This is a genomic window from Terribacillus sp. JSM ZJ617 (genome assembly GCF_044383785.1).
Taxonomy (GTDB): Bacteria; Bacillota; Bacilli; order Bacillales; family Amphibacillaceae; genus Terribacillus.
Map to the genome: position 1 here is coordinate 17804 of NZ_JBISEQ010000006.1, position 24188 is coordinate 41991.

General features: G+C 34.7%; 28 protein-coding genes. 18 read left to right on the forward strand and 10 right to left on the reverse strand.

Annotated elements, in window-relative coordinates:
- Nucleotides 1-441 precede the first annotated feature (441 nt).
- The 8 genes from ACH6C1_RS16675 to ACH6C1_RS16710 all read left to right on the forward strand — a co-directional run bounded on the left by ACH6C1_RS16675 (nucleotide 442) and on the right by ACH6C1_RS16710 (nucleotide 7267).
- Nucleotides 442-801, forward strand: a complete 360-nt coding sequence (locus tag ACH6C1_RS16675) for a hypothetical protein (RefSeq protein ID WP_374079039.1) — start codon at nucleotides 442-444, stop codon at nucleotides 799-801.
- Entirely contained in the window at nucleotides 798-2153 is a 1356-nt protein-coding gene (locus tag ACH6C1_RS16680; RefSeq protein ID WP_374079042.1) for an FtsZ/tubulin family protein, read from the forward strand. Before ACH6C1_RS16675 ends, ACH6C1_RS16680 begins: the two co-directional genes overlap by 4 nt.
- A 388-nt stretch (nucleotides 2154-2541) precedes the next feature.
- Nucleotides 2542-3531, forward strand: coding sequence for a hypothetical protein (locus tag ACH6C1_RS16685; RefSeq protein ID WP_374079044.1), 990 nt, complete (start codon nucleotides 2542-2544; stop codon nucleotides 3529-3531).
- Nucleotides 3532-3782: 251 nt separating this feature from the next.
- On the forward strand, nucleotides 3783-4664 hold the full coding sequence (locus ACH6C1_RS16690) for a tyrosine-type recombinase/integrase (RefSeq protein WP_374079046.1): 882 nt from the start codon (nucleotides 3783-3785) through the stop codon (nucleotides 4662-4664).
- 247 nt (nucleotides 4665-4911) lie between these two features.
- On the forward strand, nucleotides 4912-5352 hold the full coding sequence (locus ACH6C1_RS16695; RefSeq protein ID WP_374079049.1) for a hypothetical protein: 441 nt from the start codon (nucleotides 4912-4914) through the stop codon (nucleotides 5350-5352).
- Nucleotides 5340-5978 (forward strand): hypothetical protein, encoded by a 639-nt coding sequence (locus ACH6C1_RS16700; protein ID WP_374079051.1) that lies wholly within the window; start codon nucleotides 5340-5342, stop codon nucleotides 5976-5978. The genes ACH6C1_RS16695 and ACH6C1_RS16700 overlap by 13 nt, the downstream gene beginning before the upstream one ends.
- A 21-nt stretch (nucleotides 5979-5999) precedes the next feature.
- Nucleotides 6000-6881 (forward strand): hypothetical protein, encoded by an 882-nt coding sequence (locus ACH6C1_RS16705; protein WP_374079054.1) that lies wholly within the window; start codon nucleotides 6000-6002, stop codon nucleotides 6879-6881.
- A gap of 221 nt (nucleotides 6882-7102) precedes the next feature.
- The gene (locus tag ACH6C1_RS16710; protein ID WP_374079057.1) at nucleotides 7103-7267 is read left to right on the forward strand and encodes a hypothetical protein; all 165 of its coding nucleotides are present in this window, start codon (nucleotides 7103-7105) and stop codon (nucleotides 7265-7267) included.
- A gap of 122 nt (nucleotides 7268-7389) precedes the next feature.
- Here the strand turns inward: ACH6C1_RS16710 and ACH6C1_RS16715 are convergent, their stop codons facing one another.
- From ACH6C1_RS16715 to ACH6C1_RS16750, 8 genes are all read right to left on the reverse strand, one after another.
- A complete protein-coding gene (locus ACH6C1_RS16715) occupies nucleotides 7390-8397 on the reverse strand; it encodes a PIN domain-containing protein (RefSeq protein ID WP_374079058.1) in 1008 nt (335 codons plus the stop codon).
- Between the two features lie 78 nt (nucleotides 8398-8475).
- The gene (locus ACH6C1_RS16720; RefSeq protein WP_374079061.1) at nucleotides 8476-9318 is read right to left on the reverse strand and encodes a ThiF family adenylyltransferase; all 843 of its coding nucleotides are present in this window, start codon (nucleotides 9316-9318) and stop codon (nucleotides 8476-8478) included.
- Entirely contained in the window at nucleotides 9315-10253 is a 939-nt protein-coding gene (locus ACH6C1_RS16725) for a hypothetical protein (protein WP_374079063.1), read from the reverse strand. Before ACH6C1_RS16725 ends, ACH6C1_RS16720 begins: the two co-directional genes overlap by 4 nt.
- Nucleotides 10246-10950, reverse strand: coding sequence for a hypothetical protein (locus ACH6C1_RS16730; RefSeq protein WP_374079066.1), 705 nt, complete (start codon nucleotides 10948-10950; stop codon nucleotides 10246-10248). The genes ACH6C1_RS16725 and ACH6C1_RS16730 overlap by 8 nt, the downstream gene beginning before the upstream one ends.
- Complete coding sequence (locus ACH6C1_RS16735) at nucleotides 10947-11453, reverse strand: hypothetical protein (RefSeq protein WP_374079068.1); 507 nt, start codon at nucleotides 11451-11453, stop codon at nucleotides 10947-10949. Before ACH6C1_RS16735 ends, ACH6C1_RS16730 begins: the two co-directional genes overlap by 4 nt.
- Before the next feature lie 9 nt (nucleotides 11454-11462).
- Nucleotides 11463-11807, reverse strand: coding sequence for a hypothetical protein (locus ACH6C1_RS16740; RefSeq protein WP_374079071.1), 345 nt, complete (start codon nucleotides 11805-11807; stop codon nucleotides 11463-11465).
- A gap of 58 nt (nucleotides 11808-11865) precedes the next feature.
- Nucleotides 11866-12984 (reverse strand): DNA polymerase III subunit beta, encoded by a 1119-nt coding sequence (gene dnaN, locus ACH6C1_RS16745; RefSeq protein ID WP_374079073.1) that lies wholly within the window; start codon nucleotides 12982-12984, stop codon nucleotides 11866-11868.
- A 71-nt stretch (nucleotides 12985-13055) separates the two neighbouring features.
- On the reverse strand, nucleotides 13056-13985 hold the full coding sequence (locus ACH6C1_RS16750; protein ID WP_374079075.1) for a Rad52/Rad22 family DNA repair protein: 930 nt from the start codon (nucleotides 13983-13985) through the stop codon (nucleotides 13056-13058).
- A 326-nt stretch (nucleotides 13986-14311) separates the two neighbouring features.
- Between ACH6C1_RS16750 and ACH6C1_RS16755 the strand changes: the two genes are divergently transcribed.
- From ACH6C1_RS16755 to ACH6C1_RS16780, 6 genes are all read left to right on the forward strand, one after another.
- Nucleotides 14312-14563, forward strand: a complete 252-nt coding sequence (locus tag ACH6C1_RS16755) for a helix-turn-helix domain-containing protein (RefSeq protein WP_374079078.1) — start codon at nucleotides 14312-14314, stop codon at nucleotides 14561-14563.
- Nucleotides 14535-15881, forward strand: coding sequence for a CpaE/TadZ family protein (locus ACH6C1_RS16760; protein WP_374079080.1), 1347 nt, complete (start codon nucleotides 14535-14537; stop codon nucleotides 15879-15881). Before ACH6C1_RS16755 ends, ACH6C1_RS16760 begins: the two co-directional genes overlap by 29 nt.
- Nucleotides 15882-16106: 225 nt before the next feature.
- Complete coding sequence (locus ACH6C1_RS16765; RefSeq protein ID WP_374079082.1) at nucleotides 16107-17390, forward strand: DUF3854 domain-containing protein; 1284 nt, start codon at nucleotides 16107-16109, stop codon at nucleotides 17388-17390.
- A gap of 38 nt (nucleotides 17391-17428) precedes the next feature.
- Nucleotides 17429-18397, forward strand: coding sequence for a TIR domain-containing protein (locus ACH6C1_RS16770; RefSeq protein WP_374079084.1), 969 nt, complete (start codon nucleotides 17429-17431; stop codon nucleotides 18395-18397).
- Nucleotides 18394-18552: a hypothetical protein gene (locus tag ACH6C1_RS16775; RefSeq protein WP_374079086.1), complete on the forward strand. Its 159-nt coding sequence runs from the start codon at nucleotides 18394-18396 to the stop codon at nucleotides 18550-18552. The genes ACH6C1_RS16770 and ACH6C1_RS16775 overlap by 4 nt, the downstream gene beginning before the upstream one ends.
- A 71-nt stretch (nucleotides 18553-18623) precedes the next feature.
- Entirely contained in the window at nucleotides 18624-18785 is a 162-nt protein-coding gene (locus tag ACH6C1_RS16780; protein ID WP_374079089.1) for a hypothetical protein, read from the forward strand.
- Between the two features lie 563 nt (nucleotides 18786-19348).
- On the opposite strand, the gene ACH6C1_RS16785 is transcribed toward ACH6C1_RS16780, so the two are convergent.
- Nucleotides 19349-20452 (reverse strand): hypothetical protein, encoded by a 1104-nt coding sequence (locus tag ACH6C1_RS16785; RefSeq protein WP_374079091.1) that lies wholly within the window; start codon nucleotides 20450-20452, stop codon nucleotides 19349-19351.
- Nucleotides 20453-21042: 590 nt separating this feature from the next.
- Here ACH6C1_RS16785 and ACH6C1_RS16790 point away from each other — a divergent pair.
- Both ACH6C1_RS16790 and ACH6C1_RS16795 read left to right on the forward strand, forming a co-directional pair.
- Nucleotides 21043-21381, forward strand: a complete 339-nt coding sequence (locus ACH6C1_RS16790) for a hypothetical protein (RefSeq protein ID WP_374079094.1) — start codon at nucleotides 21043-21045, stop codon at nucleotides 21379-21381.
- 15 nt (nucleotides 21382-21396) lie between these two features.
- Entirely contained in the window at nucleotides 21397-21591 is a 195-nt protein-coding gene (locus ACH6C1_RS16795) for a hypothetical protein (RefSeq protein ID WP_374079096.1), read from the forward strand.
- 29 nt (nucleotides 21592-21620) lie between these two features.
- Here ACH6C1_RS16795 and ACH6C1_RS16800 read toward each other — a convergent pair whose 3' ends face one another.
- The gene (locus ACH6C1_RS16800) at nucleotides 21621-23141 is read right to left on the reverse strand and encodes a hypothetical protein (RefSeq protein ID WP_374079098.1); all 1521 of its coding nucleotides are present in this window, start codon (nucleotides 23139-23141) and stop codon (nucleotides 21621-21623) included.
- 261 nt (nucleotides 23142-23402) lie between these two features.
- Here ACH6C1_RS16800 and ACH6C1_RS16805 point away from each other — a divergent pair, with 261 nt between their 5' ends.
- Both ACH6C1_RS16805 and ACH6C1_RS16810 read left to right on the forward strand, forming a co-directional pair.
- Nucleotides 23403-23789, forward strand: a complete 387-nt coding sequence (locus ACH6C1_RS16805) for a hypothetical protein (RefSeq protein ID WP_374079101.1) — start codon at nucleotides 23403-23405, stop codon at nucleotides 23787-23789.
- A 68-nt stretch (nucleotides 23790-23857) separates the two neighbouring features.
- Nucleotides 23858-24178 (forward strand): PrgI family mobile element protein, encoded by a 321-nt coding sequence (locus ACH6C1_RS16810; protein WP_374079103.1) that lies wholly within the window; start codon nucleotides 23858-23860, stop codon nucleotides 24176-24178.
- Nucleotides 24179-24188: the final 10 nt, after the last annotated feature.

Genomic DNA, 24188 nt, shown 5'->3' on the forward strand with positions numbered 1-24188 from the left:
AGTAAAACGAAGCGTAGCGCTAGCATTAAATGAACGTTACCGTTAATTAAACGCTAATTGAGCTTACTTGTGATTCCTAAAAGTGCTATTCAACGCTAGATAGCTATATTCTCTTGTTAAACAAACGCTGATTAGCGAATATAGCTGCTTTTTATCATGCCATTACCTGAACCGAACGCAACGTAACACTATCATAGAGCTACTGATTAATGGGATCTTTAATTCAGCGGCGAGTATACATTTAAGAAAGATAAATGCCAATAGTCTAAAGAAAAACTTAAATATAAAACCCGCAAACTATTGTACCATATTTATGTACCACAATTAAGGAGCCTTTCGGACCACAAATTACGAAAGATTGCATTTGCCTTATTTAAAGGGGTTTTGTTATAATGAATTCATGGTACATAATTAAGAACCTTTTAGGTACACAAGGAGAGGGTGATACTATTGGATGAGATAGTTCAATCTTCTAATGATACATACTTTCAGAACTTTGAGTACGATAAACAGACGCTAAAGTTCTTAAGAGACAAACATAACGAGTTTACAACTGAGGTATTCCGGAAGATTCTAATTTATAATCGAGAAAACCAAAATTTAAAAGGATTGGTTAAAACGCGTCTCGAAGATTATAAAAGCAAAAGAAAAAAGTATGACGCTGCTTTCATTGTTTTGGAATCCCAGGGATTCATAGAGAAAAAAGAAGATGGCACATCTACTCCTTATTTTGTAACAATCAGGGGATTGCAGCTAGGAACCCTTTTAACACAAGAAAAAAAGCGGAGGGATATTGAATGAAGACTATGACAGAAAATAATAAACTAGGCGCTTTAAAAGCGATCCTGTCTGAACACTTATTTTCCAAAGAAGTTGAAAATGAGATGGATCGTTACCCTACTCAAGCAATTATTGGCTTAGGACAAGGCGGCGGAAGAATAGCAGCTGAACTATCAAGATTTGGCCATCCAACATATCTACTTAACTCTTCTAAGTCTGATATGGAAGAACATAATCAACTAATACCGGAATCACACAGAATAGTTACTTCCAGTGAAGAGTTCCCAGAACTTGAAGGAACAGATAAAAATGCACAATTGGGTTACGAAATTGCTGTAGAAAATAAAAAGAAGTATCAGCAAGTAGCCATAGCTGATGAGATCCAAGATGCCGAATTTGTATGGGTTTGTGTGAGTCTTGGTGGCGGAACGGGAAACGGCGCTTTAAAAGTAGCCCTTTCTTACCTTTCTAGAGTTCGCGAAGCACGAAAACTACCTGGTGACAAAATTCCTTTAGGCGTTATCTGCAGCCTTCCTTCTTCAGATGAGAGAGGCTCCCAATTCAGAAAGAATGCATTAGCAGGTATATCATTGCTTCAAAGTATGGTTGATCAAAACCAAATAGGTAGTATTTTAGTTATAGACAACGAACGAATGAATGATTACTACGAGAAAAGCCCTCTTAAAACTCACGGGGGTCATCAAGTAGATGCTAAATCCTATAGTAATATGGTTGTATCTGGCTTAATTGCAGAGATTTCGTCTATCCCCCTTCTAAGCGGTAGATCGGTATTGGACAAAACTGAGCTTCTAAGTACATTGTCTACACCAGGTTGGTTATCAATTTCTCGAAATAACGATATTAAAACCGATTCAAACCTTTCAGGTGTAATAGATATGCTCTTTAGGAACAATGAAGTATTAGCTGAATATGACTCTACTTCTGCTGTTAATGCAGCGGTAGCAATTATGTATCCTTCATCTAGAAATATCGAGCCGCGAATCGCAGATGATGTTTATAAATTTAGCTCAGATTTATTAGAAACTAAGGTTAACCTATCAATTTCTAATAACAGCAGAGTGAAGAATTTAACTTTATATGGTATAGCTGTTTTACCTTCACCACCTACTCGTATAGCTAAGTTAAATTCCGAGTTACAAGAATGGTTACAGATCGAAGAAGAAAGAAAGAAAGCTCAAAAAGAAGCTGCAGCATCACTAAATTTAGGTGAATTTGATGATTTCTTCTCGACTAAACAGGATAAGCCCCAAAGAAGAAAGAAACTATCTTTAGATGACTTTGAGGAGTCTGATGAAAACAATCAAAGCGCTAAACGCTTTACTGCATCTAGCCTTGATGATATCGATTTTTAAGATGAAATAGCCCTCTTTTAGAGGGTTATTTTTTTGCGCTACAAAACGTTTGCGAACCCACGAACGGTAAAACGCGGTAGTTTATTAAAAACAGCACTCGTATTCCGCTATATAGCGTTACTTAGCGTTTCCCAACCGCAAAAACGCAAAATATCCTTAAAGCAAACGCTAATTATACGCAAACAAAATGCAACTAATCCGTTATACAAACGCTAACAAACGATATAACGTTCACTAAAACGCTAGATAACGATTCAGCGCTAACTAGCGATACAGTTCCGCTACAGTAAATACGCTCAACGTTTGTAATGTGTGCTGTTATCCTTGATTTCACAGCATTTTATAGTTAGTATTATTGTAGAAATCCACAATGAAGAGGTGTAGCGTTTTGTCCAACGAAAACGATATGAAGAATTTGCTTGAGCAAACTTTTAAGGATGATCCTCTTCGGACTGAGATTGCATACTGGAAACTAGATGAAGAACTTTTTACAAAATCAATCTTAAATATGAGCACTACTGCTAAATACAGTACTATGGAAGCCAGCACTATTTTAGCTAGAGCTGATTCAACTTTGAGAAACTATTTCAGATCAGAAATTAACGATTATATAAACCCTGAGAAAATAGGAAGGTTCTTTAGACTTGACTACATAAGTATTTTCAAACTTCATATGATATTTATTCTTATGGACAAGCCGAAAAAGACTCTTTCTGATATCGGTTATCTAGTTGGAATAACAGGTGCAATTTCTAACCAAAGCTATACGCCACCTAAATCGAGAGAAGTAGAAGATTATGGCTATGACGATTTAGACTTAGCAGAGGAAATCTCAACCTTAAAGAAAATGATTACTATCCAATCTTTGAAGAGTAGTGTATTTGAGAAACAATACAACTTAGATAATTCTGTTAAGAAAGTACAGTTAATTGAGAATGAGATTAAGCATATCGATTCGCAGATTGATAATATTAAATTAAGCAGAAACAACCAGGCGCTCGAGAAGAAGTACTATCGTATGCTTGATAATTCATTGAGAAATTCAATGGCTGCTAAAAATGAGCAGAAATGGTCACTGAAAAACATCTTCAAAGGGCCTGATAACAATCCGGTTGATGTAGATGAAGTTATGGCTAAAGCAGAGCAAACTGCTCAAGAAGAAGTAAGTGCATTTAAAAAAGAATTTGATTCTCAGCTTGAAGAGAAATATTCCCTTAAAAAAGCTAAAGAAGAAGAACTTGCAGTGGCAAAAGAGAAGGTCGAAAGAGATCAGCTGCAGTTAGAAGATATACAAAGCAGATTTCAAAGTATAAAGGAAGCAGCAGGAGGACTAGCTGATATAGGTATCGGATACCTCGAAATGGGCGATGAGGATTGAGAATCAAGTGGATGTATACAGCTTAGGCGGCACTCTATAGTGTCGTCTTTATTTGTGAGAAAAAGCTAGGTCTTTTTTCATTTTGGTGACAATGGTTTTGAACTTTTAGAGAAACATTAGGGTAATTGATTACTCTAATGTTTCTCTAAAAAAACAAGATGTTATCAAGATGTCTTTTGACCCATGTAAATATGTGTCATATAGAAGTGATGTTATAATATACTAAAAGATTGCGAGAAGAGGTGAATAGGTTGCCTTTTGGTTATTCTGACTATTTACTTAACAATAATAAAAGTGAAGATACTGTTGAATCTTATATTAAGACTGTAAACATGTTATTTACCTTCCTGGATGAAAAGTATAAAAGAAGAAAAGAACTGTATGAGATATCAGCATCTGATATTAAGGATTTTCTAAAATATAAGGAAATAAATGATGGTAATAGCGCGTCCACGTTAAATAAGCACCTGAGTATCCTTAAAAACTTTTTTGACTATCTCGAAAGGTTCCATAAGATTGCTCTTGATCCAGCGGCCAAAATTGAAACGATAAAACAATTAAAAATGAGTCCTTCATTTCTAAATTATCGGAGTTTAATAGAAATCACATCGGATGTTTTAAATGAAGCAGGTTATACTGATAGCCGAAAAGCTGTGTTTCTACTATCTCTGAAGGGGTTAAGAAGTTCTGAATATCAAGTTAAAAAAGAGAATGTGATTGTTTCAGAACAGAGTGTAATTATAGATCTTGGGAAGCATTATGTAGAATTCATAGATGCACATGCGGATTTTTTAAATCACTATATGTTCCAAGCTCATTTTAATATGTCACAATACCTCTTAACCTCCAAAAAACAAGATGGTTCAATTGGACCGATGGAATTAATGACTATACATGGCCATCTTAATGGAATTGCCAAAGACTTTGGCTTAAATACAAAATTATCTCCATCGCGAATTCGTCTGGCATACGCTTATTACCTCTACTATGAACTTAACTATACAATTGATACAATATCTGAGATGCTTGGAATTGAGTATGAGAGCGCTGCTATACTAGTTAAGCACAGTAAGCTTAGAACAGAAGAAGGTAAAAACATACTTGATAATCAAAGTTCACAAGTAGTAGAATAAGTGTATACAAAATATAACAGGTATAAAGCCTAAACGAAGTGCCTCGTGCGCTTCGTTTAGGCTTTTTTTGTTTAAAAGGAGGTGTATTACGATATCAAGCGAGTCATACAGAAACTTAGTAATAGCAGCGTTGATAAGTTGTAGTGAAGTAGATGCAATAAATCAAGATACTCTAGTAGTTCCATTTGAGAGAGAGAAATCACATTACTTATTCAATTACATCTTAGTCAATAATCTAGGTGAAAAGGTGAAGGTTCAGCCTAATAGAAATCAATTTAAAATTATACTCAACGGTTCAGCAAAGAGCATAAGAGATCAGCTATATATTCAGGGTGACAAGGTGTTTACAAAGCTTTTTGGAACAGATGTATTGAACCATGATTCATTAATAGTGAGTATATGTCTTTTTGGTACAAGGAAGATTGAGGGTATAAGCGTTTCTACTAATGTAAACAAGGACTATCTCAAAACTCTTTGTTACTGTGCTGCTAGTATCCTTGATCACTCCATCACTCCTGGCAAAGGAATTTGGAAAATCTCAGATGTATCTTCTTTCTATGAAAAAATCATCCATAGAACTACTTCCTTGGAAAGTTCTACTATAGCTTCTTACTTAAATAATAATGAGAAAGATTACCTTAGAAATAAATTAGATGTAGGTCACTGGAGGACAGCATGCGAAAACTAATCGTACTATCGTTCACGTTAACTTTAGTATTCCTTGTAGGCTGCAGCGATAGTTTTGTAGAGAAGGCTAAGGAAACACAAGGCAGACAAGTTGAAGACAATGAAACTGAAGTTGATAAATCAGAACAGGAACTTGAAGAATTTTATAAGGAATATGAGAAACCTATATCGGATTCATTGCAAGAGAATGACTTAGATGAATTAGAAGAGATGAACAAGAATGACAGTGCATCAAAAGAGATAAACGAGAATGACCCTGAATTATTCGCACAATATGTTGCAACTATACTCTATTCTTTTGAGAATGGTGAATTGAAAGCAGAGCAGTATTATGACTTTCTATCCAGGTATGGATCAGAAAAGATTGTGAATGATTTACCTAAAGACAAACATGAAGGTGTTCATATATTTGAAAGCATCCAGGATCTTTACAAAGAAAATAATCCTGCTGCAAAAGATTACTCTCTTTCTGAATTACAGTACAGCCAAGGAAACGTAGAAGCATACTTTTATCGGAAAGTATTAAGAGACAAGAACGAAGAATTTTATATCACAACGATCGTCAAAGAGGGCGGTATTTGGAAATTCTCTGACGACAGTCCCTCTGGACCATATATCGAGCAATAAGAATTGGAGATGGGAATTAATATGACAATGAATAACACCGGAACAAAAAAAGAAGCTTTATTATTCACTGAAAACAAACTACGCCAAGCTTTTACAAATGATGAGCATTTCAATATGCAGTTTAATATCTTAAATCACTTCTATTTTGAGAAAGTAAAAGTTCTAACTGATGCTGAACGACACAGAGATTACGAGGAACCCTTCTTTGAAGCTGTTAAATCTCAATATTTCAATGGCTACTTTATCGTTCGTGAGTTATTGTCTGATGAGCAGACAACATTGGATCCTGTATGGCTATCTAATCCTGAAGGCATTTTAACTGAAGAAATTCCGATGCTTATACGAGAAGCAGTTTTACAAAATGAAGAAGAAGCATTGATTACTGAAACAATGTACCAGTTTATTATGGAGCTAACGGCCGAATATGAGGATGTTCATTCTTCTCTTTTGCAAATAGCCTTTGACATTGCTTTCTTAGGGAGCAAGAGAGCGTTTTTAGACGAACGCAACTCATTAGAAGTAGAAGCACAAAAGGGCGGCTTAGAGAGCCGTATGGCTCGAATAGGAGACTTTACTTTTATAACGCCACAAATTTACCTGGGACCGAAGCATATTACAACTGAAACTGAAATGTGGGATCTGTATTGGTGGTCATCACTTAGGCAGATCGATAACAAGGCTGGCGATGTAACTTTAATACAAGTAAACAATGGCGAAGTAAATAATTATATTTTCAACATTAATCTTGTTTCAACATTTACTCCTTATGAAATCCAATTAATTTATAACAATCTCGTTTCAAGATTTCTGGAGATAAATCAATTAGAGAGAAAGCAGCTACAGGTAAATGTAGCTATTGTGAAGGAATATCTTGCAATAGTAGAAGATGGAGTAGCACATTGATCAATAGAGAAGGTGACTTCTTTGTAGGCTTACTAAATGCTGGATTAATTAGTGGCTCACTGTATGGGGCTTTATGGTTACTCTATCTATTCGTATAGGAGAGAAAGTAAATGAGTAAATGTTTATTCATGTTAGCACTGGCTGTCACTATATTAGCTAGTGGGCTAATAGGTTACCTTACAACAAATCATCATATATTGACTTGAGGAGATGAATAAGAGGTGAAAAGAAGTATGCAGCTCTTTTGTTTAGGTTTAACTAGCGGTATTTTAATAACGCTTATAATTGTCTCCTATATGGACAACACTGCTGCAGAAAGAGCTAATGAACAATTAGAATACAGTATACAAAATGAAGAGCATCTAAATAATGAAGGACTCAATTAGTATTTTCCGCACAAGTAGGTGCTAAGTCTATATTCTACGACTATTACTAATTCCATGTCTTCATATCGAATAGTAAAAGGCGAATCTTCTTAAATAAAGATTCGCCTTTTACTATCATTTTTCTAATATTCGTCTTGAGAAATACGATGAACACCCTCTAAATATTCATATCCATCCATATAACTGGTTACCTGAAGGTTTAGTAATGCTTCATGTGTTGAATTATAAGTAGCGATGAAATCAACGTATAAATATTCGCTTTCTTTATTTGTGAAATTAACAAATATAAAGCAACTTCCACTTACAATAAACTCATTACTAACGTAATCGGTTCCTCTTATCTTGAGTCTCTTATCTGATACTTTAATTGTTGTTACTTCACCATTGTCTTCACTTTCATATTCATCTCGAAAATAGTTTAGCAAGTTATTCCAAGAGTCATCTCTACAAAGGAATTCATAAATACTTTCTTCTTCCCATGACCTTTGTCTTAAACTCTCTAATAATGCATGCTTCTCCATAAAGGGACTCATGAAGGTTGAATTTAAGACAGCGTGCATATCTTTTAGAAGTTGGAAACGTGAAGATTTTTCTTCTAATTCTTTATGTATATAACCCTTTTTGTCAAGGTAATCTGTCGTGTTACCACTTATCAAAAAACAATTTTCCAATTGTTCTTCCTCAGCTAACTTGGCGTAGGAAAACCAAATAACAGCATCACGAAATTCTTGCTTTTTTTCCGTAAAAGGCATAATACGGTGGATTGAACGATCAATTAATTCTGGGAGAATATTATTGTCATAAGGCACTAATATAATTCGCCCTTCACTACGCAACTGCTCAAAATAATCATCAAAGGCTCCAGTCAGTCTATCTATATCGGGTAGTGATTGGTTTATATAAGATAGACGAGGCACTGTATTAAGGGCACCCATTCCCTTTTTTATGTTTGTTAGTTGCATCTTCATGAATTCTTTATATTGTCTTCTTATTTCCTGTAATACTACTTCAGAGATATAAATCGAGAAATCTTGTTGCTCACAAATATCAAAGAATTTTCTACTCAATTTGTTATTTAGAAAGACATCTTTTCCATTCTGAAAGACTGTTGAGTCAAGAAAAAAGTTCATTAATAAGCTCCTCTATGATCTATTTAACAAATTATAACAAACATAAAAAAAAGCTGCAGATTTTCTGCAGCGTCTTTTTTATTGACTCCTCATAAAGCCATCCTTCGCATGAAAGAACGTCATATGATTGTTTATAATACCTGATTCAAATATCTGATTAAGATAAGTGAGTACAGTTATCGATGCCATCCGATTAGTCATCAGTCGCTGCGGATCACTTGCGACAACATTAGAACAAGAAATCTCACTTGGCGCTATTTCATCCTCATCTTCCAGGATGTTAGGGAAAATAGAAGCCACTGGCTCTAAGATTGTTTCATTATTAAATCTCAATCCGCATACCACCTGTCCGTCCCAACCTGATGAATCATATTCTATTTTCTCATCCGCGGTCCAAAGACCCATATTACTTAGTTCTTTACCTTTAGGTAACTTAACTGAATCGTTTCCTACGTCGATATACAATAGTCTAGGTACGGAATAAAAAAACTCATGCATAACCTTACGGGTGAAGTTATTATCTACACTTCCTATGAGGATAGGCAAGATTAATGTACCGTAGTTAATATCAGCATACTTTTCATTAATACTAAACAGCCTTTTTAACGTTTTTACATCTTCTACATATCCATCAGAATAAGAACTTATCCCTATATCATACGCAGCGCTATATCTCTTGGCCAAGACCTTTGCCTTCGTCTGGCCGACGTCCTTCCTAATAAACAATTGATTTTTTAGGTTTTTATCTTCTACTACGTCTGGATCAGCTAGAATATAATTAAAACTCATTCTAAATCCTGATAGCATTTGTGCGATGTTTTGAACTAAGTTTGTACCAGTTGCACCAGTTCCTATCTGACATATGAAAGGATAAACAGTATCGTATCGACCGAAATCTTTTAGAAGACTTATTTCCTTCATACTTTCTCCACCTTACTTAAATCATACTGTGGATTAGCATAATAGAAAGGATCTTCAAAAACTAAAGACGGATTAAAACTGACATGCTCATTTCTTTCTATATCAAAAGTTCTCACTGTTACTTGTGGCATATAATAATCGAAGCGGCCAACTATTGCATAGTAGATGGGCATTCTTTCACTAGCATCATCTAATGCACTCGGCACAGGCCTCATAACATGATGTGAATGTATCTCCATATACTTGGTACATCTTCGCTCCAAGAAACGTAAGGCGGTAGTTAGCTCATCTTCAATAACTTCTACTGTAACGCTAGTTACTTCTTGTTCTGGAATATCTAAAAAGAATTCATTCGTTTCATGATCCAGATATATATCTGCATGAAACTCTGTTCCATATAGGTCATATACTCTCTTTGCAAGAGATATGAAATCTCTCAAGATACTATAAGGGATCTTGGTATCTGTTTTGACTAATCCATGGGTAGGCGCTGCAGGACCGCCCTTCTTTTTAGCTTGAAGTATTATGGAAACAGCGTTTTTACTTTTGATATACACTGCTTGTGCTCCTGTACTTACATCTAATACGGGGTAGTCTTTCTTTAATCTTTTCAATAACTCTCTTTCACTTACTTTCTTATAAGTAATTTCCTCTTCTGCTTTTGTACTATTAGGAATGCCGTTAGTGAGTTCCTCAATACTAAAGTACTCATTAACATCAATTAGTTCTGCGTAAAAGTATATTTTAGTATCTGTATTAAGAGTAAATTCGTCTTTCTTATCCTTTTTATTAGCAGCCTCTTTGGTTGTTTTTAGTCTTTCTTCCTGTTGTTTTTTTCGTTTTTCTGCTTGCTTTTTTTGTTCCTCAGCATACTCGTCAGGAATTTCAAAAAGTGAAAAGATATCTGTTTGCTCGGAATTAAGTTTTTTAGTCATTTTGTAAATTCTCCTCATTGTTCATTTTGATAAAGTCACCAATTTTTTTTGTTGTTGCCGGCATAAGCCAATCATCATTAAATTCCTTATTATCCAGACTTTCGAATAATTGAAGGATAGTCTTATTTGTTAGAACTCTAGTACCATAATCCGCTCCAAAAGGGGCTGAAAAGAATAGATAATGATATGTTTCTAAATGTCTTATTTTCTCAACTTTAGGTAGAGTATTAGCACCAAAACATGCTACGCCAGATTCGTGCGCTACATTAGGAAAAGGGAAGTAGAACAATTCTCCATCTTCTTCGATTCTCTGACCTTGTTTTAATGCAAAAATCGCTATTTCAAATACTCTGCTGGAAGCAATTGAGTATTTCATAATTAGTCGGGGAACTCCTATGTTGTAAACCTTGCCTTCAAATGTAATGTTGAGATTGCCTTTTGGGATTTCAACAAAGACATTTTCTACAGAGCCTCCATTTACCCTGGAACCATCTACCTTCTCATATTTCAAACAATTATTTGGTAGAAGGGGGGTCTCAATATAGGTATAGCTTTCCCTCGAATTGTTCAGGGCTGCACTTACATCAGAAAGAGACATAGTGTACTGAGCGACCGTCACATTATCTTCTTCCTGCGTAATTAATACATGATCATCAAAATTTGAGATGTCATCATCTATTACAATAGTGAATTTCATGCTACAATCTCCTCTTTTCGATTTTTTAGATCCTCTCTAAGCTTTAAAATAGCCCTGGTTAATGAGTGATAGTATCCAATACCGTCAAGGCTTATAAGAATACCATCGCATTTAGAAGCCCATTCAAATCCCATATCAAAGAAGTGATTATCCTGATCTATTATTCTTTTGTATTCAGATAAATCTATTGTTTTACAGCCATTAAAAAGCTTATCTTTTAATATCAGATACTTTTCATGACCATTTGCACTGATTCCAACTTCGAGTAACTCTTCTCTAGAATTATCATATGGATCATATTCTTCTATCTCACCAAATAAGATATTTAAGCCTTCAATAAAGATTTCATAGCCATTTATGTCTCCTCTGTAGAAATTCACATATATTTCCTTAGTTTGAAATTCATCAGGATTTACACCGGTATCTACAAAAAGCTTTGCTGTTAAAAGCGTGGATAGTGTCGCTTCTAAAGAGTGAATTTCTTGCGATTCTATAACACTCATTTGATCCTCCTAAATGAAATCATCATTTTCATTGTGATATCGTTTAAATTTATTTCTTGCTATCGCTGTAAGAGCGTTATCTATTGCTCCATATGTCATATAATCTGATAACCAATCAATTTCAAATGCTTCATCACCATCATCCAACGCTTCACCTGCTACACTCCATATATGGTCGAATGCAAGTTGTACATCAGAATCTGTGAATGCTGTGAAATCTATTCTTGTAATGTCTTTTCCGTACCAAAGAGTTTCAAGGACAGTTATATAGCCTTTGTTACAAGACAAATGTCCAGAATTCTTATGCTTTTCCTTAAGGTTCTCCTCCAATGAACTTAAATTAAATTTGTTCATACTAAGCCTCCACAATAGAAAGGGGAGTACTCTAAATGAATACTCCCTGCCTCTAACATTATTTAGTTCTAATTGGTGTAATTAGATGTACCTCTGAAGCTAATGTATCGTCAGCGCCAGTAATAATAGGCTTGTCTTTAGCTACATAATTAAAGTTAATTTCGTCACTCTGCAAGGCTTTAAGGGAATCCATAACAAACAACGCATCAAACGTTATATCGAATTCTTCCTGCATGCCTTCAATAGCCTTATATTCAACTTCTATTGTTCCTTTTCCGGACTGGCTTGATAAACTCTCCAAAACTGCTACTCCATTAACATGAAGATGAACAGTAGGGCGCGTATTATCTGCTGCGAGTGATACTAAGTCCAATCCATTAAGGAAGTTTTTTCTATTGATAGTCATTGTAGTATCAGATTCTATCTGCAGAAGTCTTTCAACTGCAGGATAGTTACCTTGGAAGAGTCTTGTGATAAAACTCGTATTGCCGCTTTTAAACATGACAGATTGCTCGTTTTGAATATGAAGTTCAACTGTGCCTTCATCATCAAAAACCTTTAACATGCCATCTAAAGCTCTTGCTGGCACTACAACATCAAAGTCTTTACAATCCTGTTCTATTTGTACTTTAGAAAGACGATGGCTGTCTGTCGCGTAAAGAGTTAAGAAACCCTCTTTTGTACCAAATTGAACACCCTGTAACATAGGACGTGCCTCTTGAGTACTTGCGGCAAAAATGGTCTTATTTACAATAGATTTGAACTGTTGACTACTTAAACTGACAGCTGCTGAATTCTTTTCGTTGTCCTGTAAAGCAGGGAATTCGGCAGCGTTAAGACAATTAAGATTAAATTCACTTCTACCTTTTTTCTTGAATTTTATCTTTAATTTCTCTCCATCTTCAGTTAAGTAAATAGTTGCTGGTGCTTTCTTGACTATATCGAGTACTTTTTTAGGTAAGACTGTTTTCCCAGGTTCTGTGACCTCTATTCCTTGATCAATTAGTATAGTGTGCTGGATGGTTTCTGTAGAATCGCTGCCAGTTAAAACAATCTTTTCATGGTCAACGTCCATTAGGATCCCTTGTAGCACTGGTATTGAATTTTTGTTAGTAACAACCTTCGCCACTTTTTGTAGACCTTCTAATAACATGCTTTTTTCTATTGATAATTTCATAAATTCTTCCTCCAATCCGTTAGTAAAATAAAAAAACAGAAGATTTATCTTCTGTTCACCCACTTAAGCAATTACATTGCTTGCTTCTTATTGTTGTACTCTGATTCCGCAATCTTATAAATCTTCATTACTTCCGCATTACTCAAGTTAAATAAAAGTGAGAACACATTAGTTACACTAAGCTCCGGCTTTATAATTTGAGCAAACTTTAGCATTTCATCGAGACTAATCCTAAACTTCTCCGCTGCCATACAGATGTTATAGAGAGGTTTAAGTGCTAAATAGTAATTCTTGAGTTCAGTTTCGGTGGCCTCGCTATTAATGTAGTTCATACGATTAACATTAATTTCACCGGCTATACCATTTGCCTTGTTGAAGATCTTAACAATCGATTTCTGATTGTTTGAGAGACCTAATTTGTACTCGCATTTTTTTAGTGCATCTTTTAATTCTAAGATTTTCGGATTAGCTTGTGCTTCTGCACTAAAATTATTTTCTTTTTGATTACTGTCAGTAGTAGAAGGAACTTTGTAATAACCCTTCAAATTCTTCTTTTTATCCTGGAAAAAAATATATTCTCCATCATTACGTCTTTCCGGAAGAAGTTCGGCTGACTTTATTTTTTCGTCATATAAATATCTTCCGATTCCCCATTTAGTGGCCGCACGTTTAAATGCATTACTCATACCTCCTTTAACTGACTCAAAGTCAGTAAGAGGTGCGCCATCCCACTTTGTTCTAGATTGTTCGTCTGTGATATAAATACGAATACCACACTTGAATCCATCATTAATTTCTTCATAGATGTCTTCCCATCCATTAATTCCAAGTATAGAATCCAATCTTTTCATAATGGCTCTGCTATCAACGTATGCTGCTAAATTCACATATACTTTGTTGTATCTTTTATAAGAATTTAGTACTCTCCAACCTAATTCGTCTTCTCTAAATGGTTTATTAAACTCCTTTTCGATACTTGCAAAGTCTAAATTACGTCCCATGTTTTGCACCCTTTCTGATTTTATTATTCACGTCTTTTAAACGCAAAAAAGCCCTTGAGGATACATAGATGGGGTATCTATGAACCTCAAAGGCTCCATAACGTGTAATTAATGAAACAGCTAACTCAAAATGAGTTGCTTTAAAAAATAAAAGATGTGAATATAAGGATAGTATAGCCCAATCGCAACAAATGCTCAATTATTTTTCCGATTGCTCTTTAAATTGTGCTATAATAATCTCAAATTATAAACGAAGCGAAAACCGCTATAATCCCAAGAAAAGGGATAATAGCGGTTTTTTTATTTTAAATTCTGGCACAAGGGTGATGAAGGTGAATATCAATAGCTTTAACGAAATCAGCACAATAGAGGACGATATTGAGAGATTGATTATCCTTAGAAAACGTTTAGGTAGAAGTCAGTATCAATTCGCAAAAGATCTTGGATTCTCTGCGAGTTACATAGGACAGGTAGAAAATCGTAAATTTCCATTTACTCCTCAAATTAGAGAAAGAATTAACTCATTTATAAAACAGGAGAGAATCAGAAATGAAGAAAATCTCTTTAGCAATATGTGACAATGCATTACTCAATATTGTCCGCAGCGAATTTGGCGCGGTGATTGAGGAGGTTTCTATCTCAGTCATCGAAGAGAGAATCGATGTATCGAAAGTCGAATGTGATTTTCTGGTTACTGATGAAAGGTATGTATCTGTTGAGGATTACATGAAGTTGCGTTTTAAAAATGCTGCTTGCTTAATTAGGAGTACACAAGACAATGTATTGTATGAGATAAAGCCTGGACTCTTGATTTTTAATGATGTTAAGGCATTTGTTACCTGGATACGCGAACATGGCTCTAATGTCTTTGAAATCGCTAATGTAGAGCAACAAGAAGTAAATGACAACGAGAATGATTACAACCCTGTAGAAGTAAGCGATCCATATCCTGATATCGTCGATGACAGTATGTCTAAGATGATAGAAGAAGAGGGTAAGAAATTAATTCAAGAAAACAGTAATACAACTTTCGAAGAAGAAGAAATTGATTTATTATCTGAACGCTCATTACTAATAAGGAGAAAAGCTTTTAACAATGGAAATTGGGATAGAAATAAAACCATTGGTATTTGGTCTCCTTTACATCGTATCGGTGTAACAACTTTAGCGGTTAATTTCTCTATCTACTTGGGCATGTACAATATTCCTTCCGCTGTAATTGAAGGACTTACGCAAAAGCAATTATTGAAAAGCATGCTAATGAGATATACAAAGACTCCGGATAACTGGAATTCATTTATACAAGTACTAAATCATCCAGAGAAGCATCCAAGCTCTGTAGAGTGGCAATTTAAAGGAGTACACTGGCTCCCACTAGATGATGAAGATGCAAAATCAACTTCTTGGAGTAAAGAGCATATAAAACAATACATTAATACTCCGAAGTATTTTGATGTCACTATTGTAGATTTACCAACGGGGGAAATGGCTAATCATACTTTAGATACATTGGAATACCTAGATGAGATTTGGATTCTCGTCGATGGTTCATATCAACAAATTCTTGCTTGGAAGAACTATATTAAAAACACCATAAGTACCTACAACATAGATGCCAAACTTATCTTTATGAAGGACTTCCCATTCGTTCGTAGTGATGATTTGGCCAAGCAGCTAGGGATCCCTTTACTTACAGCTGTTCCAGATCTTACAGAAGAGATTTATAAAAACTATCTCGACAAAAAGCCTCTAATAGAAGTGCAGCAGGTTCAAAATGAATTAAATCCGATTTTTCATATATTAGCATCTGACTTGCTTGGTGATGATTACGCTAAGAACAAAAAACCAGGACTATTCAAACGCCTTCAGTCTTTTCTGCAGCCTAGTGGCTCTTGATAAGCGAAAATTTTAAAGGTATGATTATCTTGAAACTTATCTTTTTATTTTCGTTTGCAGCAGTTAGCTTGCAGGTTCTTTCAATTAAACTTATCAAGTGGTCCTTGGACTAGTGATTAACACATTAATGTGTTGTTCTCTATTCTTAGGACCACTTTTTTGTGTTTAAAGAGGACAACGGTAATAAAAAGATAGCTTTTAATAAACAAAGTAAGGAGTGTACAAATGAAAGGATTAAGGAGAACAAGAATAAAAGGGTGGTACGAGTTCACTAAGATTGCTTGCCCTGTATGTGGTAAAACTGGTGCGTGTATGCAACATAAAGATGGAAACATGGTCGCTTGTATAAGAGTTGAAAGTAAGAAATTCTTCAGTAAAAATTCTTCTTTACCTTCATACCTTCATTTCCTAAATGGAGATCAACGAAGACAAAAAATTGACGATAACCAGGTAATTGAAGTGAGTGAACCAAAAGCTGATGAAGATACTCTTCATCGCATATATACGGAGCTAATCAATTGTCTAACCTTATCAAATGAACACCTAAAGCATCTTACATCTCCTGATAGAGGGTTGAATCTCAATCAAGTACAGGAAAGAGAATACCGCTCATTCCCAGACAAGCCTTGGGTCGTTGTTAAAGAAATTCAGAAAAGGTTAGGAATTGACAATTTTAAAGGAGTCCCCGGATTTTACGAAGCACAAGGTAAGTATGGCAGCAACTATTGGACAATTAGCGGCAGGTCTGGGATCTTGATTCCTTTTAGGAATTCTAGGCAACAGATAGTGGGATTTCAATATCGATTAGATAATCCTTCGAATGATGTAAAAGTGGATCAGAGGTATCCAGGTTTAACAGCTGAAGTCATAGAGCAGCCGAATGTTGTGCGAATTTATAAAGATAACGAACTCCTTTATGAAAAGATTTTGGAGCTAGATAAGGGTGTCTTTATCTACGACAGAAAATCTGAAAAGGATTTAAAGATAAAGGATATTCTCGGGTCAGTAACATTAAAAAAGGGTAACAGATATTACTGGCTTAGTTCTGCTAATAAACCAAAAGGAACAGGTTCTGGTGATCCACCGCCTATTCATGTATCGCTACCTACAGGTATCCGGAGAAGGGGAGAAAACGGAATTCAAGCAAAATCTGTTTGGCTATCCGAAGGTCCTCTCAAAATCGATATAGCTTCAGATAAAATACAGGATATCCTTACAGCAAGTGAGCTTGAAGAATACGGCAATATCTTTCTAGGACTTCCTGGAGTTAACGCATGGCAAATTGTTTTACCGCTTTTAGAAGCCATGCGTGTAGAGGTCGTAAATTTGGCTTTTGACGCAGACGTTGTAAATAATCCATACGTCAGACTTAATCTTATGAAATGCGTAAAAGAGCTTAAAATCAGGGGTTACCATGTTAATATGGTTATATGGAACGCAGAGGACGGTAAAGGCATTGATGATTTATTCATTGGCCATAAGAAGCCGAATATAAACGCACTATTTTAAAAAGCAAATACTAACTGATGAATATATTGGGAGGAACTATGGATAATATTAAACCTAGAGTGTTTATTGGATCAGCAAGTGAATCTTTAGACTACGTAACAGCAGTTCAGGGATACTTGCAATTTGTTGCAGAAGTAACTCCTTGGACCAGTGCCTTTGATTTTCAGAAATACGCAATGGATTCCTTGGAGGAGGCGCTTGAAACAAATGATTTCGCTGTTTTTATATTTTCTCCTGACGATCTTGTTAATATGCGCGATCGCCAGTATTTAAAAACACGGGATAATTCCTTGTTTGAACTAGGTATGTTTTGGGGCAAGCTAGGGAGAGAAAGAGTATTTTTTATAATTCCCGATGAAGAAAGCGATTATAAATTGCCTACTGATTTAGAGGGGTTGTATACACTGTCTTATACTAAAAGAACAGACAACAACTTTGCTGCAGCTGTAAGTCATGCTTGTGGCGTTATTACCCAAAAGATTAGAGAACTTGGTAAAAGACCTAATCATGAATTAGATGCAGATAATTACTATCGTGCCTTGAGATTCTATGCTCACCTTTGTGATAAGATTTGGGACGAAAGTAACGACAAATATCAAACTTTATATAGTGCATTAATGAGTGGGTACGAAATACCTTCACATATCCAATCGTTATTATCTTATCGACTAGAAGGTGCTAGTATTTGGGAAGCGAATTCAGAAGGAATAGCACAAGTAGCAGGTAACGTCGGTTCTGGAAAATACTATGACTTTTCAAGTGAATATAATGACGAAATAATGGTTATCGATACTTATTTAAACAATGTTGTCAGGTACGTTATACTGAAGGACTCACCATTTACTAAGACATACTTAATATGCTATCCTATAGGTAAGAAATTTGTTTTAACATTCCATATTTCAGGGAAAGATGTGTTAGAACAAGGTGATTTACAAGCAATTAGATCCTATAATTCAGATATTATAGGCATTGTGGATTCATTATTAGGAGGTGCTGAGCAATGAGCACAAAAGATAAGCATAAACACGAAAAATTCTATAGTGCTGCTGTTACACCTGAAGAAGCTAAAAAACGTAAAAACCTAGATAAAAACGTCGGGATTATACTCTTTTCTGAAAAGCCAAAGTATACACACCCACTGGACAGAAAAAGAGCATAGTTGATTTTATATGTATAATATGTAGCTACAGATTAACAATCTGTAGCTTTTTTTATAGGAGGGTATATATATTGAATAATAACAAAGATAGTAGAAAGCACGAGAAATTCTATAGTGCTGCTGTTACACCTGAAGAAGCTAAAAAAAGAAAAGATTTAGATGAAAATGTAGGGATACTTGTTTACTCTAAAAAAGCAACTTATAGTCATCCTCTTGATAGGCTAAGAAGGTAAATTGATAAGCTGTAGACTGATCAATCTGCAGCTTATCAAAAGAATAATATTTCAAAAAACAATAACTCCAATACAACCCTCGCAATCTTCGTAGTAGCAATTAGACTTAATGACGTTCCTATCTTTGTAATTCATCGTGTCCTAAATTATGGTTAAAAAAAGAAAAGATATAAAATGTCGGATGTATGAATATATATATTTATATAATTAGAAGAGATTTAAAGAAATTAAAAGAAATTGTAAAACGAAAAGAGCAGAGAATCCTTTAATAATAAGGTTTTGAGATACAAAAGAGAAGTTGGATTAATACTTAAAAGTTATTAAAAGTACATTCTATCTTAATTTTTTTTTGTTATATCTGAATCTTTTATAAGTAAGTTGAGATTTTACCTATGAAATAGATAAATTAAGGTTATATTTGATTTATTTCTTTGATTGTAAAAAAAAGTAATTATAGTGTCGTCCTTATATTTCAGAGTCCTCTATAATTACTGATTCTTATACTGATATTCTATTTAAAAGAACAATTACTTAAATTAGTGCATGACAAAAAAAGGTGCTCATTAGATCAATTGCACCTTCTCAGTGCTAGAAATGAAATTTTTTATAGAATTTACAGGGGTGCTCTCTAAATCATCCATTAACTTAGACCTGGTTGGAGAATAGTTACCTTTTATTATTGTTGTTATTTGATCAAGTGCCTGGCTTATCTTAGCAATGCCAAATTCTGATACAAGTGAGCTTTTCTGTTCATTGGAAATAGACCTTACTTTTGTCTCCAAAAAGAAAAGATCAAATGCTGAATCTGCTTCTTTAATTTCTTTTTGGAGTGTAAGGCGGCTGTTTTTCTGTTCATGTAGCTGGAAAGATACCATAAATCTGCTTTTTAGCTTCTGTAGCTGCAACGGAATAGATTCATGGCTTTTGTTCAGTGATTCAATGATCTCTTTTTCTTCTAATGTTTTAAAATTAAATAGAGTACTTAAATACTTGAATGTCTTTTTAATGTTAGCTTTGAATACATAGTATTTTGGTAAAATACCTTTAAGGTCATTATATGTAAGATAGGCTTTTGAATTTCCGCCTACATTCACTTCTTTCTCAAATAAATAAAGAGATCTGCAAGCAATTCGAAGCTCATTTACGTTCAAGAGCCCAAGCAGCTCTAGCATAGCTTCTTTTTTAATCGTTGTATAACCAGTACGGGAGTAATATTTAGTTTCTGCACTTTCGGAACCTGGATTAGCGCTTGTCAAAGAGCCTCCTTTAATAGGGGAGGCGTATAGATCTAAAAAGTTTTCGCGGTAGTTAGAAAGCTTAATACATACTAAATTAGACCACAGCTCAGTTCGTTCAATCAGCTGCAGCGCTTCAAAAGTTCTGTTATTATTCTGAATTGTTTTTGTAGAACATCCTATGTATGTAGCCAATGTATCAAGATGAATAACACCAGCATTACCCTCACTATCAGATAAGGCCATGTATGCTAGCATTTGCTTAATCATACTGCGGCTCCATTTAACTGAGATCCATCTTTTTGGAATATGAAATGCGTGTTGCTCATAGAGTTTTTTACCGTTCTTGTCTACTGCGTTCTTATTAATTCCAGAGAAGACGATTAACCACTTATTTGCTATAGGTGTATGATTTCTGAATTCTAATTTCAAAGCAGCCGCCTCCTTCGGTAATTAGTAAAATGTAGTAGTATAGTTACCTCTATTAACCATTTATAATAGATTCCAATCTTTCGGTCAAAACTGCAAAAAATCCCGATCAATATAAGAAGAGTTTAAAGGAAGGTTGTTTTAATGGCTGTTTAAGATACCGAAAAAGATGCAAAAACACCCGAACATTTTAAGAGGTATTTGAATAATAGCTCCAAATCAGGCTCTAAAAAAAAATATAGAAAATTTTGTGCAGAAAATCCCGAGAGATATAAGTGATTTTATGTATTGTTCCTATTAGTTAAGCTATAAGTAGAATAAAGTTGCGAATTTCCTACAACAAAAGAAAAAAGTGCAGAAAATCCCGATAAAGATTAGAATGCGAATAAGATTTTACTAGTAGTTATGTAGTAAATATCAGCAAATAATATTGTAATCTGATTAAATTTTATTAAGGAATTGAAGAAAATCCCGAACCTTTTCAGCAGTACTGCAAATTGTCCCGTAATTTACTAGAATTTCTGAAGAAAATACCGATATAAATAAGAGAAATTGTAGAATTACCCGATATTTTTAAGAAGGAAGGCGTTTTTTTGAAAGAACTAACTACAATCCTAGCAACATTACCGTTTGGGGCATTTCTGGGTATTTTTGTGAAACATTTTTTAGATACAATATCTAATCGTCCTAAATCAAACTTCTTTCAGAGACAGATATATCTTGAAAGACTGAGAACATTTGAGGACGATGGAGTATTAACAAAAAAAAGTGTTCCTATAGAATTTGCAGAAGAGGTTAAATTGACTGCATACATAATAGCTACTAATTCTGGTAAAACAAATACAGCGTTCTCTGATATCGGTTTGAGTTTAACTAATAAGAGTACGGGATATAGTTTCTTCCCAAAGTTTAAGTTTGAGGTGGATGATTAAGAACTACCTTACGTAATGAATTTGGAGGCTAATACTTGTAAAGTCCTTAAATTAACTATGATTCTTGATAGAGATGAGCAAGAGGAATTTTTTGTTGATGAAGATGATTTTAAAATAGATATTATTTTTACTGATGTAAAAGAGAAAGAAAAGATATTAAATCTAGATACTTATGCGTCCTGGACAGCAATAGAAGATTTCATGAGTTAAAAAACGATCCTACTGAATAGGATCGTTTTTTAACTTCCAAGTATCATCGCGTCACTAGAAGAGTTTAGGTTAAGTCGCTTACTATTCATATCTTGCAATTCACGTTTGTTTAAAGGGTGACATGTAACGAAGAAAGAAACGTTTGTATATCTTTTGTATCCTTTAACAATAAAATCCTTTTGCTTTATTTCTTCGAGTGCCGCCTCAATCTCATCAAAATTCTCTTTTTTACTTCTCTTATTAAAGCGTATCGATGAACTAAGATCACTCCAACTCAATTCAAAAGATATATCCTCAGAATCAGATTTATAGCTTAGTATACGTTCTTTTTGAATTATAAAAGATAAGTGGTAAGCTAAATTATTTTCTAATTCTTGTATTTTCTTATTGTAGATACTGACATATTGTTCTTTAAGAATATTATCGTAAACACTGTCGCTTACATAGGCCATTAGATACCAACGGTCATTGTTTCCTTGCTCTCTTTCAATTGTCATCTCAGAAAATAAGGATCTCAATCTTACTGAGTCGCCTTCGCGTTGAGCTATTCTAAAATACCCTAACCGTAGTAGCCTTTCCGTTAATTCCTTATACGACTTCTGACTTTTGTCGTTGAAGTGTGTATCTAAAAGCTCTGATAAATAAACTCTTATTCTGCGGTTTTTTTGAAAATTTTTATCTCTTCTATTGATTAAATCTATAAATATCTTTGAATCGAACATATCTGGTGTTTTAACATGCTTATTAAAGCTTTCAATTATCTCAGAATCTACAACAAGATTATAAGAATCGTCTAGTTCGTAGTCCTTCTTCTTTTTAACTTCAAAGTGAGTTCGCCCATCTTCTAAAAACGTCGTTTCTTTATTTAATGGGGATTTCCCCTTTTTGGCTACACCCCAATAAGGGTGTTCTAGAGCAGAGGTAGGGGCTTGTTCAACGAACTTTTTAGACTCCATATACTCTTCTTCATCAAAAACTAATAACCCATCTTCTATCCCTGTAGGTGAGAGTGTATGAAGATTATTTACCAACCATTCACCCATAATTAGTATCAAGTCGATCTCAACTGATGTTGCTTTTTGATTAGACGTAAGGTCACTAAAGAAGGGGTATGCCGCTAACATACTGTTTTTGTCACTATGCCATTGTTCTAGCTCCTGGATGTACTTTTCAATAGCAGCTTCTGCGCTCGATTCCTTAAACATTTTTTGAAATCCAGTTAATCCTTTATCGTCTTCATAGTCTTTCATCATCGAATATATATCCACTAAATGCTTTGCAAAGCCCTTACTGAGTTTGTCTCCATTCCTGTAACTCTCATAGCCAGTCTTTACTTTTTCAGTCCAACTTTTCTTCCGTTTAAGCAATTTATTATGCTTATGGTATGAAACAACAGATTCTGGATCTTTATTATCAAAATACTTCTCATATATCACTTTTATAGCATGTTCTTCATCTTCACTAAGGAACTTTAAAATTTTGTCTTTTAATAATTCGTACTTAGGAGACGTGTTTATACCCTGATATATCAGATAAGGAAGTTCTACCATTAAACATCACTCCTTAGTTTGTCTATCCTTAATTATAGCAAGGATCCGGCTTATAAAATAGGATATTGTAGAAAAGCACAATTTTACAAAAAAAGGCGAATTATCGTTGCTTTTTGCCAAAATATCTTATAACATTACTATTAGTTAGACAAAGCAATAACTACATATAAACGGGACACCCCGCAACTATTAAGAGATGAAATAATCATTTCTCATAGTTGTGGGGTTTTTTTGTTTCCGGAAGATGGAGGTGAAAAAGAGATGAACAGTCTAACTTCTAAAAAACCTATGCTAACTAGAGCACTTGTTGCTTTGGTTATTGTGGCAGCTGTTTTTGCTTTAATGTCGGTTAACCCAGATATTGCTTCCGCAAATGCATGGGAAAAAGCTGGTATCACACCGGACGGTGATGTAGAAAGCAGTGGAGTATACGATGATCTAAATGGTCTTGTTACTCTAATCATCATTCTAGGTGGTATCTGGACAGTAGTCTGCATCATTTTTGCAGGTATGAAGCTATCTGCAGCACAAGGTAATCCGCAAAACCGTACAGCTGGGATGATTGGTTTGGCATTTGCAGGAATCGGTGGATTCGTTGTTTACAAATGTTACGACTTTGCAGGATGGATTGCTGGATTCGGAGCTTAAATTGCATAACAAAGGAAATACACCCCTCTTAGTTCGAGAGGGGTGTATTTATAAGCAAAGGAGATATTATGAGCCGAAAAGTGACAGTTCCAATAGATATGGCAAGTGAACAAAAGACGATTCTTGGCCTTCTGACACAAAGGCAGTTGATTTATATATTCGGTGGTATTGTGCTGATTTATTCATATATGGAGCCGGTCTTTAGCTTAGCGCCGAACATGATATTCGGCATTATCTTTTGTCTCATTTCTGCCGTTCCTACAGCTGCATTAGTTTTTATATTCGCTTTCTATAAGAAGAGAAAGTACAATCTGAACTTCGATTTTTATCTTCTTATTAAGGCGGGTTACAAAAAGCAACTTGGTATATGGCGTAAGGGACCTAAATAAAGGGGGACGA

What these genes read in the sequence shown, in the direction of transcription:
- ACH6C1_RS16715 (WP_374079058.1), bottom strand. Translation starts at nt 8,397, where the DNA reads ATGAACTTTTTTCTTGACTCAACAGTCTTTCAGAATGGAAAAGATGTC.
- ACH6C1_RS16800 (WP_374079098.1), bottom strand. Translation starts at nt 23,141, where the DNA reads ATGGTAGAACTTCCTTATCTGATATATCAGGGTATAAACACGTCTCCT.
- ACH6C1_RS16740 (WP_374079071.1), bottom strand. Translation starts at nt 11,807, where the DNA reads ATGAACAAATTTAATTTAAGTTCATTGGAGGAGAACCTTAAGGAAAAG.
- ACH6C1_RS16770 (WP_374079084.1), top strand. Translation starts at nt 17,429, where the DNA reads ATGGATAATATTAAACCTAGAGTGTTTATTGGATCAGCAAGTGAATCT.
- ACH6C1_RS16795 (WP_374079096.1), top strand. Translation starts at nt 21,397, where the DNA reads ATGAATTTGGAGGCTAATACTTGTAAAGTCCTTAAATTAACTATGATT.
- ACH6C1_RS16725 (WP_374079063.1), bottom strand. Translation starts at nt 10,253, where the DNA reads ATGACTAAAAAACTTAATTCCGAGCAAACAGATATCTTTTCACTTTTT.
- ACH6C1_RS16700 (WP_374079051.1), top strand. Translation starts at nt 5,340, where the DNA reads ATGCGAAAACTAATCGTACTATCGTTCACGTTAACTTTAGTATTCCTT.
- ACH6C1_RS16805 (WP_374079101.1), top strand. Translation starts at nt 23,403, where the DNA reads ATGAACAGTCTAACTTCTAAAAAACCTATGCTAACTAGAGCACTTGTT.
- ACH6C1_RS16750 (WP_374079075.1), bottom strand. Translation starts at nt 13,985, where the DNA reads ATGGGACGTAATTTAGACTTTGCAAGTATCGAAAAGGAGTTTAATAAA.
- ACH6C1_RS16775 (WP_374079086.1), top strand. Translation starts at nt 18,394, where the DNA reads ATGAGCACAAAAGATAAGCATAAACACGAAAAATTCTATAGTGCTGCT.
- ACH6C1_RS16755 (WP_374079078.1), top strand. Translation starts at nt 14,312, where the DNA reads ATGAAGGTGAATATCAATAGCTTTAACGAAATCAGCACAATAGAGGAC.
- ACH6C1_RS16705 (WP_374079054.1), top strand. Translation starts at nt 6,000, where the DNA reads ATGACAATGAATAACACCGGAACAAAAAAAGAAGCTTTATTATTCACT.
- ACH6C1_RS16735 (WP_374079068.1), bottom strand. Translation starts at nt 11,453, where the DNA reads ATGAGTGTTATAGAATCGCAAGAAATTCACTCTTTAGAAGCGACACTA.
- ACH6C1_RS16810 (WP_374079103.1), top strand. Translation starts at nt 23,858, where the DNA reads ATGAGCCGAAAAGTGACAGTTCCAATAGATATGGCAAGTGAACAAAAG.
- ACH6C1_RS16760 (WP_374079080.1), top strand. Translation starts at nt 14,535, where the DNA reads ATGAAGAAAATCTCTTTAGCAATATGTGACAATGCATTACTCAATATT.
- ACH6C1_RS16680 (WP_374079042.1), top strand. Translation starts at nt 798, where the DNA reads ATGAAGACTATGACAGAAAATAATAAACTAGGCGCTTTAAAAGCGATC.
- ACH6C1_RS16720 (WP_374079061.1), bottom strand. Translation starts at nt 9,318, where the DNA reads ATGAAGGAAATAAGTCTTCTAAAAGATTTCGGTCGATACGATACTGTT.
- dnaN (WP_374079073.1), bottom strand. Translation starts at nt 12,984, where the DNA reads ATGAAATTATCAATAGAAAAAAGCATGTTATTAGAAGGTCTACAAAAA.
- ACH6C1_RS16765 (WP_374079082.1), top strand. Translation starts at nt 16,107, where the DNA reads ATGAAAGGATTAAGGAGAACAAGAATAAAAGGGTGGTACGAGTTCACT.
- ACH6C1_RS16730 (WP_374079066.1), bottom strand. Translation starts at nt 10,950, where the DNA reads ATGAAATTCACTATTGTAATAGATGATGACATCTCAAATTTTGATGAT.